The organism is Proteus sp. G2618 (genome assembly GCF_009915995.1).
Classification (GTDB): domain Bacteria; phylum Pseudomonadota; class Gammaproteobacteria; order Enterobacterales; family Enterobacteriaceae; genus Proteus; species Proteus terrae.
On record NZ_JAABNI010000025.1, the window covers coordinates 94875 to 112859 of the forward strand.

13 protein-coding genes and 1 pseudogene are annotated in these 17985 nt (G+C 38.2%); 11 read left to right on the forward strand and 3 right to left on the reverse strand.

The genetic code is table 11. The features are described 5' to 3' along the window. Positions 1-120 precede the first annotated feature (120 nt). The 7 genes and pseudogenes from GWJ01_RS15300 (at position 121) to GWJ01_RS15330 (ending at position 8694) form a co-directional block, all read left to right on the forward strand. The gene (locus GWJ01_RS15300; RefSeq protein WP_161711264.1) at positions 121-1758 is read left to right on the forward strand and encodes an ABC transporter substrate-binding protein; all 1638 of its coding nucleotides are present in this window, start codon (positions 121-123) and stop codon (positions 1756-1758) included. Positions 1759-2029: 271 nt separating this feature from the next. Then, positions 2030-3667: an oligopeptide ABC transporter substrate-binding protein OppA gene (gene oppA, locus GWJ01_RS15305; RefSeq protein WP_109401766.1), complete on the forward strand. Its 1638-nt coding sequence runs from the start codon at positions 2030-2032 to the stop codon at positions 3665-3667. Between the two features lie 79 nt (positions 3668-3746). Continuing rightward, positions 3747-4667: an oligopeptide ABC transporter permease OppB gene (gene oppB, locus GWJ01_RS15310; RefSeq protein ID WP_069368989.1), complete on the forward strand. Its 921-nt coding sequence runs from the start codon at positions 3747-3749 to the stop codon at positions 4665-4667. An 18-nt stretch (positions 4668-4685) separates the two neighbouring features. Further along, a complete protein-coding gene (oppC, locus tag GWJ01_RS15315; RefSeq protein ID WP_109401767.1) occupies positions 4686-5594 on the forward strand; it encodes an oligopeptide ABC transporter permease OppC in 909 nt (302 codons plus the stop codon). Positions 5595-5604: 10 nt separating this feature from the next. Further along, positions 5605-6591, forward strand: coding sequence for an ABC transporter ATP-binding protein (locus tag GWJ01_RS15320; RefSeq protein ID WP_075673767.1), 987 nt, complete (start codon positions 5605-5607; stop codon positions 6589-6591). After that, a complete protein-coding gene (gene oppF, locus GWJ01_RS15325) occupies positions 6588-7595 on the forward strand; it encodes a murein tripeptide/oligopeptide ABC transporter ATP binding protein OppF (protein WP_161711265.1) in 1008 nt (335 codons plus the stop codon). The genes GWJ01_RS15320 and oppF overlap by 4 nt, the downstream gene beginning before the upstream one ends. Positions 7596-7794: 199 nt before the next feature. Next, positions 7795-8694: pseudogene (locus GWJ01_RS15330) on the forward strand (endonuclease/exonuclease/phosphatase family protein). 82 nt (positions 8695-8776) lie between these two features. Here GWJ01_RS15330 and GWJ01_RS15335 read toward each other — a convergent pair. Both GWJ01_RS15335 and GWJ01_RS15340 read right to left on the reverse strand, forming a co-directional pair. Then, entirely contained in the window at positions 8777-9934 is a 1158-nt protein-coding gene (locus tag GWJ01_RS15335) for a pyridoxal phosphate-dependent aminotransferase (protein WP_109401769.1), read from the reverse strand. 159 nt (positions 9935-10093) lie between these two features. Beyond that, positions 10094-10972, reverse strand: a complete 879-nt coding sequence (locus tag GWJ01_RS15340) for a LysR family transcriptional regulator (RefSeq protein WP_161711266.1) — start codon at positions 10970-10972, stop codon at positions 10094-10096. A 205-nt stretch (positions 10973-11177) separates the two neighbouring features. Between GWJ01_RS15340 and GWJ01_RS15345 the strand changes: the two genes are divergently transcribed. After that, complete coding sequence (locus tag GWJ01_RS15345) at positions 11178-11792, forward strand: LysE family translocator (RefSeq protein ID WP_109401770.1); 615 nt, start codon at positions 11178-11180, stop codon at positions 11790-11792. A gap of 62 nt (positions 11793-11854) precedes the next feature. On the opposite strand, the gene GWJ01_RS15350 is transcribed toward GWJ01_RS15345, so the two are convergent. Next, positions 11855-13897: a choline transporter gene (locus tag GWJ01_RS15350; RefSeq protein ID WP_075673776.1), complete on the reverse strand. Its 2043-nt coding sequence runs from the start codon at positions 13895-13897 to the stop codon at positions 11855-11857. 209 nt (positions 13898-14106) lie between these two features. On the opposite strand from GWJ01_RS15350, the gene betI reads away from it, so the two are divergent. Genes betI through betA form a run of 3 tightly spaced genes read left to right on the forward strand, consistent with a single transcriptional unit; the run spans position 14107 to position 17928 of the window. Then, on the forward strand, positions 14107-14709 hold the full coding sequence (betI, locus tag GWJ01_RS15355; RefSeq protein WP_109401772.1) for a transcriptional regulator BetI: 603 nt from the start codon (positions 14107-14109) through the stop codon (positions 14707-14709). Between the two features lie 24 nt (positions 14710-14733). Further along, positions 14734-16209, forward strand: coding sequence for a betaine-aldehyde dehydrogenase (gene betB / locus GWJ01_RS15360; protein ID WP_109401773.1), 1476 nt, complete (start codon positions 14734-14736; stop codon positions 16207-16209). A gap of 39 nt (positions 16210-16248) precedes the next feature. After that, a complete protein-coding gene (betA, locus tag GWJ01_RS15365) occupies positions 16249-17928 on the forward strand; it encodes a choline dehydrogenase (RefSeq protein WP_161711267.1) in 1680 nt (559 codons plus the stop codon). Positions 17929-17985 lie beyond the last annotated feature (57 nt).

A 17985-nucleotide genomic window follows, 5' to 3' on the forward strand; every position in this document is an offset into this window, starting at 1 on the left:
ATCTCGTTAATATCAGCAAATATCTAAGAGCCATAAATATTACAATCAAAATTTAACAACGATACTTATCGTTAATTGATCGGCCCCGCTATAAATTATTGTTTATTAGGAGAGGTACCCATGAAAAATAAAGTTACGTTAAAAACAGTGTTTCCACTCAGTATTATGTCACTTGTCTTTACCTCCTTTTTTTCTCATGCCGTCACTCTTCCTGAAGGTACTATTCTGGCAAAACAACAGAATATTGTGATTAATAACGGAACTGAAGTTTCATCACTTGATCCACATAAAGTAGAAGGTGCACCAGAAACTAATATTATTTTAAATTTATTAGAAGGGCTGACTTATGTTGGGCCGAATGGTGAAAGTATGCCGGGCGTTGCACAACGCTGGGAAACTGATGATAACAAAGTGTGGACATTCTATTTGCGAGAAGATGCAAAATGGAGTGATGGTTCTCCAGTTACAGCTGAAGATTTTGTTTATAGCTGGCGTCGAGTGGTAGATCCTAAAACAGGTTCACCTTATGCCAGCTATCTCGAATATGCTTATGTTGAAAATATTACAGATATTCTTAGTGGCAAAAAATCCCCTGAAACATTAGGTGTGAAAGCGATTGATCCTCATACTTTTCAGGTGAGTTTAACAAAGCCAATTCCTTATTTAATCGATATGATCAGCCATACGCCATTAAAGCCCGTTAAAAAAGAGATTGTTGAAAAATATGGCGTGAATTGGACTCGCCCTGAAAACTTCGTTGGCAATGGTGCTTATGTTATTGAAAATTGGGTTGTAAATGAAAAGGTGACTTTAAAGCGTAATCCACTTTATTGGGATAATAAAAATACCATTATTGAACAAGCCATATTTTTACCAATAAGCTCGGAAACTAGTGATGTTAATCGCTATCGCAGTGGTGAAATCGATATCACTAATAGCGCTATTCCTCCTGTTCTTTATAGAAAAATGAAGCAAGAGCAACCTGAAAATTTACATGTCACACCGTATTTATGTACTTTCTATTATGAATTAAATAATCAAAAAGCGCCTTTTGATGATCCGCGAGTTCGAGAAGCGGTAAAGCTTACTCTTGATAGAGAAGTGATTGCCGAAAAAATAATGGGGCAAGGACAAATACCTGCTTACTCTTTTACACCTTCTTTTATTGGTAACGGTAATTTTAAAGCTCCTAAATGGGCTTATTGGACGCAACAACAACGTAATGAAAGGGCGCGTGAATTATTAAAAGAAGCGGGGTTTAATAGTCAAAATCCGTTGACTTTCACATTGCTCTACAATACTTCAGATCAAAATAAACAGCAGGCAATAGCGGCCGCATCAATGTGGAAAAAAAGTATTGGTGCAAATGTAACGTTGCAAAATCAAGAATGGAAAACGGCATTAGAAAACCGTAATCAAGGAAATTACCAAGTTGCAAGAGCAACATGGTGCGCAGATTACAATGAACCTACCTCATTTTTAAACTCGTTTCTTTCCACCAGCAGTCTAAATACCGTTTTTTATGAAAATAAAGATTACGACGATGCATTAAATAATGCCTCAATTGCTGTTGATAAAGGGGCACGTCATCAACTCTATCAACGGGCTGAAGCCTTGCTAGACAAGGATTCGGCGATAGTGCCTGTTTATTATCGTGTCAGTGTTAGATTAGTTAGTCCCAAAGTAGGCGGATTTACAGGTAAAGACCCCTTTGATTATACGGACTTAAAGCGCTATTTTATAAAGGCAGATAACTAAAACTGGTAAATTATCGATATTCTATAGTTATGTGCGATTTTGAATCATTAAAAGTGATTTAAAAAGTAGTAACACAATAAAAAGCTACACAAAAAAGCTACCGGCATAAAAAATTATAATGCTATCAGGCAATTAAGCACTGATAGTAAATAAGCAAGATTGATTTATTTTTTGTAAAAACAATAAGTTGTGTAAACCGTTCTAAAACACAACTGAACATCACAGAATGGTTGTCTAACAACCAACTCACTAACTGGGAGTATTTTATAAGATGAGTAATTTAACTAAAAAGAGTGCGTTGGCGATTGCTATAAGCGCAATCTTTGGATTATCAGCATTAACAGCTAATGCTGCTGTTGTTCCTGATGGAGTAAAATTAGCTGAAAAACAAGTACTTGTACGTAATAACGGCTCTGAACCACAATCGCTTGATCCTCATAAAATCGAAGGTGTTCCTGAATCTGCATTAGCGCGTGATCTTTTCGAAGGCGTGACGATTGTTGGTCCAGATGGTGAAATTTTACCGGGCTCTGCAACTAGCTGGGAAAATAAAGACTTTACTGTTTGGACATTCAAAATTCGTGAAGGTGCTAAATGGTCAAATGGTGAACCTGTTACAGCACAAGATTTCGTCTATAGCTGGCAACGTTTAGCTGATCCTAATACGGCATCTCCTTATGAAAGCTATCTGCAATATGCGCATATCGTAAATATCGACGATATTATTGCCGGTAAGAAAAAAGCCACAGAATTAGGTGTTAAGGCATTAGATAACAACACATTAGAAGTCACTTTATCTGAAGCGGTGCCTTATTTACCAAAATTATTAGCTCACTCCTCCATGTCGCCAGTAAACCAAAGAGTCATTGAAAAATTTGGGGAAAAATGGACGCAACCTGCTAACTTCGTCGGCAATGGTGCTTATAATTTAAAAGACTGGACAGTCAACGAACGTATTGTTTTAGAACGTAGCCCAACTTATTGGGATAACAAAAGTACCGTTATTGACCAAGTCACTTTTTTACCTATTTCATCAGAAGTCACTGACGTAAACCGCTATCGTGCGGGTGAAATTGATATGACATACAGCAATTTACCGATCGAATTTTTCCAAAAGCTGAAAAAAGAGATCCCAGATGAATTGCGTATAAGCCCATATTTATGTACTTATTATTATGAAATTAATAATGAGAAAGCACCGTTTAATGATCCGCGTGTTCGTGAAGCACTTAAGCTTTCAATGGATAGAGATATCATCACTTATAAAGTGAAAAACCAAGGTGATATTCCAGCTTACGGCTTTACCCCTCCATTCACAGACGGTATTAAAGAGAGTAAACCAGAGTGGTTTGCGACTTGGACTCAAGAACAACGTAATGAAAAAGCACGCCAATTATTAGAAGAAGCAGGCTATAACAAAGCAAATCCACTGAAATTTAAGCTTCTGTACAATACATCCGACTTACATAAAAAAGTCGCGATCGCCGCTTCTTCAATTTGGAAGAAAAACTTAGGTGCAGAAGTGTCTCTTGAGAACCAAGAGTGGAAGACATTCTTAGATACACGTCACCAAGGAACTTATGATGTTGCACGCGCTGGCTGGTGTGCGGATTATAACGAACCTTCTTCATTCTTGAACATGATGTTGTCTTACAGCAGTAACAACACCGTTCACTATAAAAACACAGAATTTGACGCATTGATCAAAGAGTCTTTACGTGTGAAATCTGATGATGAACGTGCCGCTATTTATCAAAAAGCGGAAGGCGTATTAGATAAAGATTCGGCTATTGTTCCACTTTACTACTATGTAAACACCCGTTTAGTTAAACCTTATGTGGGTGGTTATTCAGGTAAAGATCCATTAGATAATTTACATACTAAAGACTTGTACATTATTGCTAAGTAATCGGGCGAGACCTTGTCTTTTTTAAGGCAAGGTCTTTTTATCGTCACGCCTGAATAGGTTTGTGTTATAGGAACGGGCAATGCTCAAATTTATTTTTCGTCGCTTTTTAGAAGCGATACCGACTCTATTTATTCTAATAACGATTTCGTTTTTTATGATGCGCTTAGCACCCGGCAGCCCTTTTACAGGGGAAAGGAAACTTCCACCGGAGGTTATGGCAAACATTGAAGCGAAATATCACTTAAACGATCCCATTTATAAACAATACTTCGATTATTTAATTCAATTGTCGAAAGGGGATTTAGGGCCTTCTTTTAAATATAAAGACTACAGTGTAAACACCTTAGTCGGTAAAGCATTCCCTGTTTCAGCTAAATTAGGGCTGTCGGCATTTATTTTTGCTGTCATTTTGGGTGTGGGGGCAGGCGTGATAGCAGCACTGAATCAAAACACCAAATGGGATTATACCGTCATGACTTTTGCCATGACGGGGGTTGTAATACCGAGTTTCGTTGTCGCACCACTGCTAGTTCTTATTTTCGCTATCTCGCTAAGGTGGCTACCGGCTGGTGGTTGGAATGGCGGTGCGGTGCAATATATGTTGCTACCGATGATTGCGCTGTCGCTTTCTTATATCGCCAGTATCTCGCGTATTACCCGTAGTTCAATGATTGAAGTGTTACATTCAAACTTTATCAGAACGGCAAAAGCGAAAGGCTTGCCGATGAAAAGAATTGTACTACGTCATGCTTTAAAACCTGCGTTGCTACCTGTTATCTCTTATATGGGGCCTGCATTCGTCGGTATTATTACGGGCTCAATGGTTATTGAAACCATCTTTGGATTGCCGGGTATTGGACAATTATTCGTTAATGGTGCTTTAAACCGTGATTACTCATTGGTATTAAGCTTAACCATTATCGTAGGTGCATTAACGATTTTCTTTAATGCGATTGTCGATATTTTATATGCCGTTATTGATCCGAAAATTCGTTATTAATAGACACTGGAGCGCGTTATGTTATCACTGAAGGAAAACAGCGAAGCTCTGGGGAATTTCTCGGAGCAGCTAGATATTGAAGGCCGTAGTTTATGGCAAGACGCTCGTCGTCGTTTTATGCACAATAAAGCGGCTATCACGAGCCTTGTATTACTTTTCTTTATTTTATTATTTGTTATTTTTGCCCCAATGTTATCGCCCTTTGTTTACGACGATACTGATTGGGAAATGATGTCAATAGCACCTGATTTTGCCTCTTCTCACTATTTTGGTACTGACTCATCTGGGCGTGACTTATTAGTCCGTGTTGCGATTGGTGGGCGTATTTCATTAATGGTCGGTATCGCCGCCGCCTTTGTTGCTGTTATTGTGGGTACGCTGTATGGCGCAATGGCAGGTTATATTGGTGGGCGTGTTGACTCCGTGATGATGCGTTTACTGGAAATCTTAAACTCATTCCCATTTATGTTCTTTGTTATCTTATTGGTGACATTTTTTGGTCAAAATATCTTACTGATTTTCGTTGCGATTGGGATGGTATCTTGGCTGGATATGGCACGTATTGTAAGAGGACAAACCTTAAGTCTAAAACGTAAAGAGTTTATTGAAGCCGCATTAGTCTGTGGTGTGTCATCACGCAATATTGTGTTAAGACATATTGTACCTAACGTATTAGGTGTGGTGGTGGTTTATGCCTCTCTATTAGTGCCTAGTATGATTTTATTTGAATCCTTCTTAAGCTTCTTAGGTTTAGGAACACAAGAGCCACTAAGTAGTTGGGGCGCACTATTAAGTGATGGTGCAAACTCAATGGAAGTTTCTCCTTGGCTGTTACTTTTCCCGGCTTCGTTCTTAGTTGTCACACTGTTTTGCTTTAACTTTATCGGTGACGGCTTACGTGACGCATTAGACCCGAAAGATCGTTAAGGAGAACAAAATGACAAATTCAACAAGTAAGTCGTTATTAAGTGTTAAAGATCTCTGTGTGACTTTTGGTACACCGGATGGAGATGTTACTGCCGTTAATAAACTCAATTTTGAATTAGCTGCAGGTGAAACCTTAGGGATCGTCGGTGAATCGGGTTCAGGTAAATCGCAAACAGCTTTCGCATTGATGGGATTATTAGCGAAAAATGGTCGCACAGCGGGTAGTGCTAATTTTAATGGCCGTGAGATCTTAAATCTTCGTCAGAGCGAATTAAATAAAATGCGCGCTGAAGAAATATCCATGATATTCCAAGATCCAATGACTTCATTAAATCCCTATATGAAAGTCGGTGCACAGCTTATTGAAGTCTTAATGCTACATAAAGGCATGAGTAAAAATGATGCTTATGCAGAATCTGTGCGTATGTTAGATGCCGTAAAAATGCCTGAAGCTCATAAACGTATGAGCATGTATCCTCATGAGTTTTCAGGTGGTATGCGTCAACGTGTCATGATCGCGATGGCATTGCTTTGTAAGCCAAAACTTTTAATTGCAGATGAACCCACAACGGCACTCGATGTGACGGTTCAAGCACAAATCATGACCTTACTCAATGAGCTTAAGAATGATTTAAACACCGCGATTATTATGATCACCCATGACTTGGGCGTGGTTGCAGGGATTTGCGATAAAGTATTGGTGATGTATGCAGGGCGTACTATGGAGTACGGTAAAGCGCGTGATATCTTCTATCAACCTTCACATCCGTACTCTATCGGCTTATTACAGGCGGTTCCGCGTTTAGACGGTGAAGATGAGCGACTCGCTACCATTCCCGGTAATCCTCCTAACTTATTGCGTTTACCAAAAGGCTGCCCATTCCAACCTCGTTGCCAGTATGCAACAGAGCAATGCTTAACGAGTGAACCTCAATTAGAGCAATTTGCACAAGGGCGATTACGTGCCTGTTTTAAAGCAGTGGAGGAATTGGTATGACTCAAGCCACATTACAAGATAGAAAAGTTATTCTTGAAGTGAATGACTTAAAAGTTTATTTCGATGTTCAAGATAATAAACAGTGGTTTTGGCAACCTAAAAAAAGCCTCAAAGCCGTTGATGGTGTCACACTGCGTTTATATGAAGGTGAAACACTCGGCGTTGTTGGTGAATCTGGTTGTGGTAAATCGACATTTGCTCGAGCCATTATTGGATTAGTCAAAGCCTCTGGCGGTACAGTCACTTGGTTAGGTAATGATTTACTGGGAATGGGAAATAAACAATGGCGCGATATTCGCCAAGATATCCAGATGATTTTCCAAGATCCGCTGGCTTCTCTAAACCCAAGAATGACGATTGGCGATATCATTGCCGAACCGCTTAAAACTTATCATCCTAAAATGAAACAGGTTGAAGTTGTTGAAAAAGTGAAAGCAATGATGATGCGAGTCGGATTATTGCCAAACTTAATCAACCGTTACCCTCACGAATTCTCAGGTGGGCAATGCCAGCGTATCGGTATTGCGCGTGCGTTAATTTTAGAACCCAAATTAGTGATTTGTGATGAACCTGTTTCAGCATTAGACGTATCAATTCAGGCTCAAGTGGTTAACTTGCTGAAAGATATTCAAAAAGAGATGGGATTATCGTTAATCTTCATTGCGCACGATCTGGCAGTGGTAAAACATATTTCAGATCGTGTGTTGGTGATGTATTTAGGACATGCAGTGGAGTTAGGAACCTATGATAAAGTTTATCATCATCCATTACATCCTTATACTAAAGCGTTGATGTCAGCAGTGCCTATTCCTGATCCCGATAAAGAACGTAATAAGCATATCGATTTATTAGAGGGGGAATTACCTTCACCGATTAATCCACCATCAGGCTGTATATTCCGTACACGTTGTCCGATGGCTGATGAAGAATGTGCAAAAACACGTCCTTTACTAGAAGGGAGCTTCCGCCACGCAGTCTCTTGCTTAAAAGTGGATCCGCTTTAAGACTTCATTTATTTAAATTGAGTGACTAATGCCTGATATTTATCAGGCATTTTTTATGGGTAAAAGATAAAAATTTAATATTAGGTTGATTTTTTGCATCTCGAAATAACTTTGTGGATTGTATCACTGCGTCATATTTTCAGTGTGATAGTTTATTGTTGATCATCCATTAGCATTCTGTTTATTTTTCGGGGAAATTATGAAAAAAAGTGCAATATCTATCCTAGTTAGCACGGGTGTATTATTGTCATCAATGGCAGTAGCAAACACCACAGGCTCAGAAATCCTTGCTGTACAATCAGGCGGTACACCTAATAAGGTGTATCAAAATAATAAACCGACACTGAAAGTAGCTACCTATAATATTGGTAAAAATGAAGTTTCAGCGGATGTCACCAATTTTGATAAGCTAAACTAAGCAATCAAAAATATCGATGCCGATGTTATTGTTGTCACTGAAGTTGATAATAAAACAGCACGTAGTAAAAATATTAACCAGCTGGAAGAGTTAGCAAAAGCCAATAATATGCAGTTTGCTTTTGGCAAAGCGCTCGATTTTGATGGTGGGCAATATGGTGTTGGCATTTTATCAAAATACAAAATTGATAAATCACAGGTCGTTAATCTGCCTTCAGGGAATGCAGAACAACGTATTGTTTTATTATCGCAAATTACTAAACCAGGGTTTGATTCACCGATTATTATTATGGGAACACACCTTGATTGGCAAAAAGATCCCACTATTCGTATTGGTCAAGTAAGACATATCCTAGATGCTGCAATTGGCGATACAGAGACAGGCTTTGATAATATTTCAACATCAATAAAAATATTGGCGGGTGATTTTAACTCTACAGCCAATGAACAACCAATCCAAGAAATTAACTATTTTTGGAATCCTGTTGAAAAACCAAATAGCGACAAACGTACATGGCCAGCAATTAATCCAGCCATAGATATTGACCATATCTTTACGTTTAAAGGACAAGTTTGGGATATCAAAAATATGACAATCCCACAAGATTCAGCAACATTTAAATGGTCAGATGCGAGTGATCATCTTCCTGTTATTGCTGAGTTAGAATTACAAGAACAGTAATAAATAACGGTAATAAAAACGCCCTTGATATTATTTTCAAGGGCGTTATTTCATCAACCAATAAAATAAGCGTTAAATCAGATCAAATCCAACCTTTAGCCCTAAAGGTTTTTAATGTAGCTACAAAATAACGCATCTCTTCTGGGGTCCCTAACGTTAAACGGCTCCAACCAAAAGTAGGCGGAAATTCGCGGCCCACCATAATATTCGCGTCTTTCATTCTATTTTGATAGGTTTTTACATCACCTTTAACTTTATGAAAAATAAAGTTTGCATGAGATGGTGCATATTCAATATTGAGCTCTTTTAATACATCCACAACCATCTGACGTGAAACATCAATCGACTTACGGCTATATTCCACATAAGCTTTATCTTTTAGTGAGGCTAATGCGGCAACTGCACCTGCAGTATTAGTATTATCAATAGAAACAAAGGCATCAATTTGTGAGATTACTTCTGGGACGGCAACGCCATAACCTACACGCAGTCCTGCTAAAGCATAAATTTTAGAGAAAGTACGGGTCACAATCAGGTTTTTATAACCTTCCGCTACTAATGTAATAGCACTGATAAATTCAGGTGTTGAAACAAACTCAGCATAAGCTTCATCAATAATAAAAAAGACATTCTCTTTTGCTGATTTTACCCAATTCGATAAATCTGCACTAGGAGTTAACATTGCGGTTGGGTTATTCGGATTGCACAAATACACCATGCTAATACCATCAAACTCTTGCGCTTTTTTCTGCATAGTTGCCAAATCGAAAGCTAGAGTATTATCAACAGGCACTTTAACGATTTTTACACCTAAAGGTTCTGCATAAAGTTCGGCATAATTAAATGTTGGATCAGGAACAATAAGTTGAACTGATTTACCTTCTTTTTGTGCTTTATTTGCCACAAATTGAACTGCTACTTGAATTGTTTCAGATGAACCGTTTCCCAAGGTGATATGTTTATCTGAAAGTTTAAATTCTTTCCCTAATTCGCTAATTAATTTGCTACGCGCCTCATCTGGATATCTAAATGCATTGGGTAAAGCATCAATAATGGCTTTTTGAGCGTTAGGCGACATGCCTAATGAGTTTTCATTGAAATTAAGCAGTAACGGATTTTCTGCATTAAATACTAATTTATTTTTTAGTACTTCATTGGCATAAGCTGAACTCACAAAAGAACTTAATGATAATCCGCCAATAACAAGGCTTGATGATGTTAAGAATGAACGACGATTCATGTTATGTTTCCCAAGTAAATTATTCTATGTTTTATTAGTTCTCATAGATTACTAAAAAAATGATAGAAGTAAATAAATATGATAGAAAAATAATTATTTATTCACTTTGTTTTCATGGGAGTAAACGGGTAGCTGAGTGTTTTTGAGATAAGAATAGAATTATCCCTGTGATCTTTCAGTCTCTATTGCGCATTTTTCCGCTTCAGCAATGATCCAGTTTTTAAACTTATCTTGCTTTGAGTCAGGCATGATTTCACTTGGAGAGAGCAAGTAGTAGCTTGAGTTATCTTTAACAAAGCCATGTGTAGCGATAAGCTGTTGATCTTTTAATTCATCTTGCACCATAAGAAAAGAGGCGATGGTCGTACCTAATCCAGCAAGAGTAGCCTGAATAGCAAGATAAAAATGCTCATATTGGCTGGTATGAGTATAAGTAGATTGTTGCATACCTGAATATTGATACCAATCTTGCCAAGCTTGAGGGCGAGAGAGCGCTGTTAATTGCTTATCTGAATAATGGATATTATTAGGCTTTACGACAGCACCAATTCGCTCATCACATATTTTTGTTGCATAAATATTCTTATGCCATAAGAAATCATTCCGCCGAAATGCTAAATCGACACCTTCTTTATTGAAATCAATCGCACCACCCGCGGCAACTAAATGCAACGTGATTTCAGGGTGTAATGCATAAAAGTGAGATAAGCGAGGAATAAGCCATTTCATCGCAATAGTGGGTTCACAAGAAACCGCTAACACCGGATTATTTAAAGGGGAGCGCAGATGCGAGACAGTTTCTTCTAGCTGTTCAAAAATTGAAGAAGTTGTTTTATATAAATATCGACCCGCTTCATTTAAATAAACTGCGCGATTGCGCCGTTCAAATAAAGGAATACCTAATTCATCTTCTAATAATCGTATTTGGCGACTTACTGCGCTGTGAGTGACATGAAGTTGTTCCGCTGCATTAACAAAACTACCTGTTTGAGTGGCACTATTAAAAAAACGCAATGATGTTAAAGAGGGTGTTTTCATAAAGATAAGCGATAAAGTTGAGTTGTAAAAATAGACGATGAAAAGTCACAGATATACTGCAAGATAAATCGCTTTTTATTTTTAGTCAAGACAGCAAAATAGGGTAATTGGTGGTGAGTTAAATAGGTTTTTATTAAAAGAAGAACATATTTTATGTCACTTTTTATTACTTATTATTGATTCAAAAGTGAGAGTGAGAAGAACAATGAGTGAACTAATTGCTGTGGCGATGATTACAATATTGGCGGTTATTAGCCCGGGGCCAGATTTTGCTATGGTGACAAAAAATAGTTATTCCTATGGTGTAAGAGTAGGATTAATGACGGCAATTGGTATTGCGATTGGAGTACAAGTGCATGTTTTTTACACCGTATTTGGTATCTCTTTTATTATTATGGGATCACCAACGCTCTTTTTTATTATGAAATTATTAGGTGTTGGATATTTAATTTATCTTGGGGTTAAATCGTTAACGAATAAAACACAATTGACCATTGAGAATGCGGTCAATTTAGCACCCAATATGTTTCAAGCATTACGTGTTGGTTTTTTTACTAATGCTTTAAATCCTAAAACGATGTTGTTTGTTATTGCACTTTATACGCAAGTTGCCAACTTAAGTAATCCACTTTGGATAAATCTTTCTTATGGTATGTTTATCTCTGTTGCTCATTGGGTTTGGTTTAGTTGTGTTGCGTTATTTTTTTCTACGCCTTTATTACGCACAAAAATACTTTCAAATCAAAAAGTGGCAGATAAAATTATTGGTGTATTATTAATCCTTTTGGGTATTGGGTTGTTGTTTATTTCAGTGAAGTAGAAAATTAAACAAATAAAAAGGAGATCAAATAATGATCTCCTTTCTTTATTTTAAGTGAGGATTTAATTTGATTCAGGGAACGTTAATGTTGCCCCTGGTGCTTCACGACTAAGATGAATAAAATTTAGGTGCTTTTCATATTGATCTAAAATATCTGTAATGACCTGCTCTTTGGTGTAATCCATTAAGTCATTTCCTTGGGAGCCTTCCCATAAATAAGTCTCTAAACGGTAATAATCTGATTTACCTCGACGAGCACGATAAGTAAATGCAGGTACTGAATATTTTTGTGGCCAAATCTGATAAATAAAATTTTGCTCTTGGTCAAGATCGACCACAAGCTCTAAATGATGTAAGCGTTCATTATCTTCAATTGGGTAATAATTGAATTCGACTTTGGCTCCTCGTAATAACAGCTCTTTAGCCACATCTTGCATTGCTGGCATACAAGTTAAATCTAACATCCGTTGTGTATAGGTCGTTCCTGGGAAATTCATTACTCGCCCTAAACGCTGTTTCCAATTCATCGTAGTATTGCCATAAAGTGGTGCTGGCGCATTGGTATTTAGCGAACTAACACGTCTAAAATCTTCGACTTTTAATGATTTATAAAGTCCGGCCATAATAAAGAAAATAACAAAGCTAAAGGGTAATCCCATTATTATGGTTGTGTTTTGTAAGGCCGAAATACCATCTGCCATTAACATACCTAACGTTAATAAACCAATAGCAATAGACCAGAAAATGCGAAGCCAATTGGGGGCGTCATTATTAACATGGCTTAATTGAGAGGTGAAATTACCTAATACTAATGAACCAGAGTCGGCAGAAGTGACATAAAATAATAATCCAGTAATTGTGGCAACAGACGCCGTTAAACCAAAACCAGGATAGAGTTCTAATAATGAATAAAATCCTTTTTCGGGAGCTTCCAATACTGTTTTTGCGAGTTCTTTATTACCATGGATCACTTCATATAAAGCACTATTACCAAAAATTGACAACCATAGTAGTGTAAAAACAAAGGGAATAATTAAGGTACCTATGACGAATTGTCGAATTGTTCGTCCTCTTGAGATCCGTGCCAAAAATAGACCAACAAAAGGTGACCATGCAACCCACCAAGCCCAGAAAAAGAGTGTCCAGCTATTCATCCAATCGGTTGGTTTATCAAATGCAAAGCTATTTAATGTCATACCTAAAAAACGATTAGTATAATCACCGACATTTAATACTAGCGCATTTAATAAAAACTCAGTATCACCTGCAAATAAGATAAATAAAATAAGTCCTATTGCAAGTAATACATTGAGTTCAGATAAAATCCTGATCCCTTTATTAACGCCAGATGTTGCCGAAATAACGGCCATAATTACAGATAATAGAATTAACCCGCCTTGAACGCCTAGCCCTTGGGGCAAATCAAAAAGAACTTTCAGCCCATAATTAAGTTGTACAACACCAATACCTAATGTTGTCGCAATACCAAAAATAGTTCCCAATACCGCTGCAATATCAACGGTATGGCCAATTGGGCCATAAATGCGGTTTCCAAAGATAGGATAAAGTGCAGAGCGTATGGTCAAGGGCAAATTATAACGATAGCTAAAATAACCGAGTGCTATACCAATAAGTGCATACATAGACCAGCCCGTCAGGCCATAGTGGAATAAAGTCCACACCATCGACTGACGGGCTGCTTCTATTGTTTCACCTTCGCCTGTTGGCGGTAACATATATTGCGTAATGGGCTCCGCCACAGAGAAAAACATCAAATCAATCCCAATACCTGCTGCAAATAACATCGCAGACCAGCTTAAAACACTAAATTCAGGTTTCGATTGCTCAGGCCCTAATTTGATATTTCCAAAACGAGAAGTGGCAACAAAAATAACAAAAACAATGTATAGCGTTGCTGCTAATAAATAGTACCAACCAAAGGTTTTTGATACCCATCCTAGCGTTGACACGATCCATGTATTTGCTGTTTCTGTCATCAAAATAGTGAAAAAAGAAAACGCTAAAATCAGCGTTGCTGAAGCGAAAAAAACAACAGAATTTAGCTTGTCTTTCTGTGGTTTTTTTGTGCTGTTAAGAGTTGTCATCAGAAATTCCAAAAATTTATTTATCTAAAAGTTAAAAGTTGCATTCTTTGTTAACTAATTGAATTAGTTGCAAAGATTCAAATTTTCACAATGTCCTCCTATATAAAAATGTAAATTAATTGTGATAAACAATAGTTAATATTGATTGAATGTTCAATTAAAAAAACGTTTAATAAAAGCGTTCAATGTATTTTTTAGGTCTTTAAAACATGCCGAAGATAGGAATGCAGTCGATACGTAAACAGCAATTAATCCAAGCAACGTTAGCAGTGATTAATGAGGTTGGAATGCAAGAGGCGAGCATCGCATTGATAGCTCGAAAAGCCGGTGTTTCTAACGGCATTATTAGTCACTACTTTCGTGATAAAAATGGATTGTTGGAAGCTGCTATGCGCCATATCCAGTATCAATTGGGTTTTGCGGTGGCGATACGTTTAAGAATGTTAAGTGATGCAACACCTAAGCTACGTATCCAAGCCATTGTTGAAGGTAACTTTGATACAACTCAAACTAGTGAAGCCGCAATGAAAACATGGCTAGCATTTTGGGCGAGTAGTATGCATCAGCCTAATTTGAATCGCTTACAAAAAGTCAATGATAGAAGGCTTTATTCCAATTTAAGTTACGAGTTTGGGCGCGTTCTTACTAAAGATCAAGCTCGTTTGGCTGCAAAAGGTTTAGCTGCATTAATAGATGGTTTATGGCTACGAAGTGCATTAAGTCATGCACCATTTTCTCTTGAAGAGGCCAAAACCATTACTAATGAGTATATCGATATGCAATTGACAAATCGGAGTCAAATAAAGACTTAAGAAACTAATAATAAAGGAGAAATTATGCCAAACCCACCGTTACAGAAACTCTATATTCATGGTGGATATGTTGATTGTGCACAACCGGAATGTGAGCAATTTGAAGCGATTAACCCAGCTAATGGTGAAGTGATCGCACATTTACAATCTGCAAGTGAAGAAGATATCAATTGGGCGGTCGAGAGTGCGAAGCAAGGGCAAAAAATTTGGCGTGCAATGACCGCAATGGAACGATCTCGAATTTTGCGACGCGCTGTTGATATTTTACGTGAACGTAATGATGAATTGGCTCATTTAGAAACTTTAGACACAGGTAAACCGCTATCTGAAACGCGCTATGTCGATATTGTGACGGGCGCTGATGTTTTAGAGTATTACGCAGGTCTGATCCCCGTACTTGAAGGGGAGCAAATTCCGCTTAGAGAAACCGCTTTTGTTTATACGCGACGTGAGCCTTTGGGAATTGTTGCTGGTATCGGTGCTTGGAATTACCCCATTCAAATAGCGTTATGGAAATCTGCGCCTGCACTTGCCGCAGGTAATGCCATGATCTTTAAACCAAGTGAGATGACTTCATTAACAGCATTAAAGCTTGCCGAAATATACACTGAAGCAGGATTGCCAAATGGCGTTTTTAACGTTGTTACAGGGAAAGCTAATGTGGGGCAATGGTTAACACAGCATCCTGATATCGCGAAGGTTTCTTTTACTGGCGGAATTGAAACGGGTAAAAAGGTGATGGCAAATGCTTCTGCTTCAAGTTTAAAAGAAGTAACCATGGAGCTTGGTGGAAAATCACCTTTAATTATTTTTGATGATGCGGATTTAGATACCGCCGCTGATATTGCGATGATGGCGAATTTTTATAGTTCAGGCCAAGTTTGCACCAATGGAACGCGCGTATTTGTACCAGAAAAGTTAAAAAAAGCATTTGAAGCCAAAATCACTGAGCGTGTCTCCCGTATTCGAATAGGTTCTCCTCTTGAAATGGACACCAATTTTGGTCCTCTGGTCAGTTTCCCTCATCTTGAAAAAGTCTTGAGTTATATTGAGTTAGGCAAAACCCAAGGGGCGAGATTACTTTGTGGTGGTCATCGTTTATTAGAAGGCAATTTTGCTCAAGGTGCTTATGTTGCACCGACAGTTTTCACAGATTGCACCGATGATATGAATATCACGCAAGATGAAATCTTCGGCCCTGTGATGAGTATTCTTAGTTATCAAACTGAAGATGAAGTGATTTTACGCGCAAATAATAGTGTTTATGGTTTGGCCGCAGGTCTTGTCACCAAAGATCTCACAACAGCTCATCGCGTTATTCACCAATTAGAAGCTGGAATTTGTTGGATTAATACATGGGGCGAGTCTCCAGCAGAAATGCCAGTTGGTGGTTATAAACATTCTGGGGTGGGACGTGAAAACGGGCTTGTTACACTACAGAATTATACTCAAATAAAATCTATTCAAGTTGAACTTGGGGAGTTTTCATCCGTTTTTTAATCCATTCTTTTTTTAATGACTGAAACAGAGGAGATAACAATGGTCTATGACTACATTATTATCGGTGCTGGTTCAGCCGGTAACGTTCTTGCTACCCGCTTGACAGAAGATCCTGAAGTTACTGTGCTGCTCCTTGAAGCTGGAGGTCCGGACTACAGGTTCGATTTTCGTACACAAATGCCAGCGGCATTAGCTTATCCGTTACAAGGTAGGCGATATAATTGGGCTTATGAAACAGAGCCCGAACCTTATATGAATAACCGACGCATGGAGTGTGGTCGTGGAAAAGGGCTAGGTGGATCATCATTAATTAATGGTATGTGCTATATCCGTGGTAATGCAATGGATTTTGATGGGTGGGCAAAATTACCTGGTCTTGAAGAGTGGGACTATTTAAGTTGCTTGCCTTATTTTCGTAAAGCTGAAACTCGTGATATTGGTGCTGATGATTATCATGGTGATAAAGGGCCTGTAAGTGTAACAACACCTAAAAAAGGCAATAATATTTTATTTCAAGCGATGATTGAAGCCGGTGTACAAGCAGGATATCCAAGAACGATTGACCTTAATGGCTATCAGCAAGAGGGCTTTGGCCCAATGGATAGAACAGTCACACCGAAAGGTCGCCGAGCAAGCACCGCAAGAGGTTATCTTGATCAAGCTAAAGCACGAAAAAACTTAACGATCAAGACTCACGCTATAACAGATATTATTGAGTTTGAAGGAAAAAAAGCAATTGGTGTGCGTTATCTTTTAGGAGAAAATACCACTCTTCATTATGTAAAAGCCCGTCGAGAAGTATTGCTTTGTGCGGGGGCAATTGCCTCACCTCAAATATTGCAACGTTCTGGTATTGGGCCTGAAGAAATATTAAATGAATTTGATATTTCTCCTGTGCATGTATTACCGGGAGTTGGGGAGAATCTGCAAGATCATCTAGAAATGTATTTGCAGTATGAATGTAAAAAGCCTGTTTCACTTTATCCTGCTTTAAAATGGTATAACCAACCTAAGATTGGTGCACAATGGTTATTTCAAGGAACAGGTATAGGTGCAAGCAATCAATTTGAAGCTGGCGGATTTATTCGCTCTAGCGAAAAATATGCGTGGCCCAATATTCAATTCCACTTTCTGCCCGTTGCCATTAATTATAACGGCACCAATGCGGTAGATGTTCATGGTTTCCAAGCACATGTAGGATCGATGCGTTCACCCAGTCGAGGGAGAGTAAAATTAGCCTCTACAGATCCTCATCAACATCCTAGTATCTTGTTTAATTACATGTCCACAGAACAAGATTGGGAAGAGTTTCGCGCTGCAATTCGGATCACACGGGAAATAATGGCACAACCGGCATTAGATGCTTATCGTGGAGAAGAGATTAGCCCAGGGAAACATATTCAAAGTGATGAAGAGCTTGATGCTTTTGTCAGAGAACGTGCTGAAACAGCATTCCATCCTTGCGGCACGTGTAAAATGGGAACAGATGAAATGGCAGTTGTCGATGAGGAAGGTCGAGTACACGGCATAGAAAACTTAAGAGTTATTGATGCATCTATCATGCCACTAATAATCACTGGGAATTTGAATGCAACTACAATTATGATGGCAGAAAAGCTAGCAGATAAAGTGAAAGGAATAAACCCTTTACCTAAAAGCCAAGCTGACTATTATGTTGCAGGTGATCAACCTGTAAGAAAAATAAATCTAAGCCTATAAATTAGGGTAGACAAAAGAGGAATGTAAATTCCTTTTTTGTCTTTTTATCATTATTTC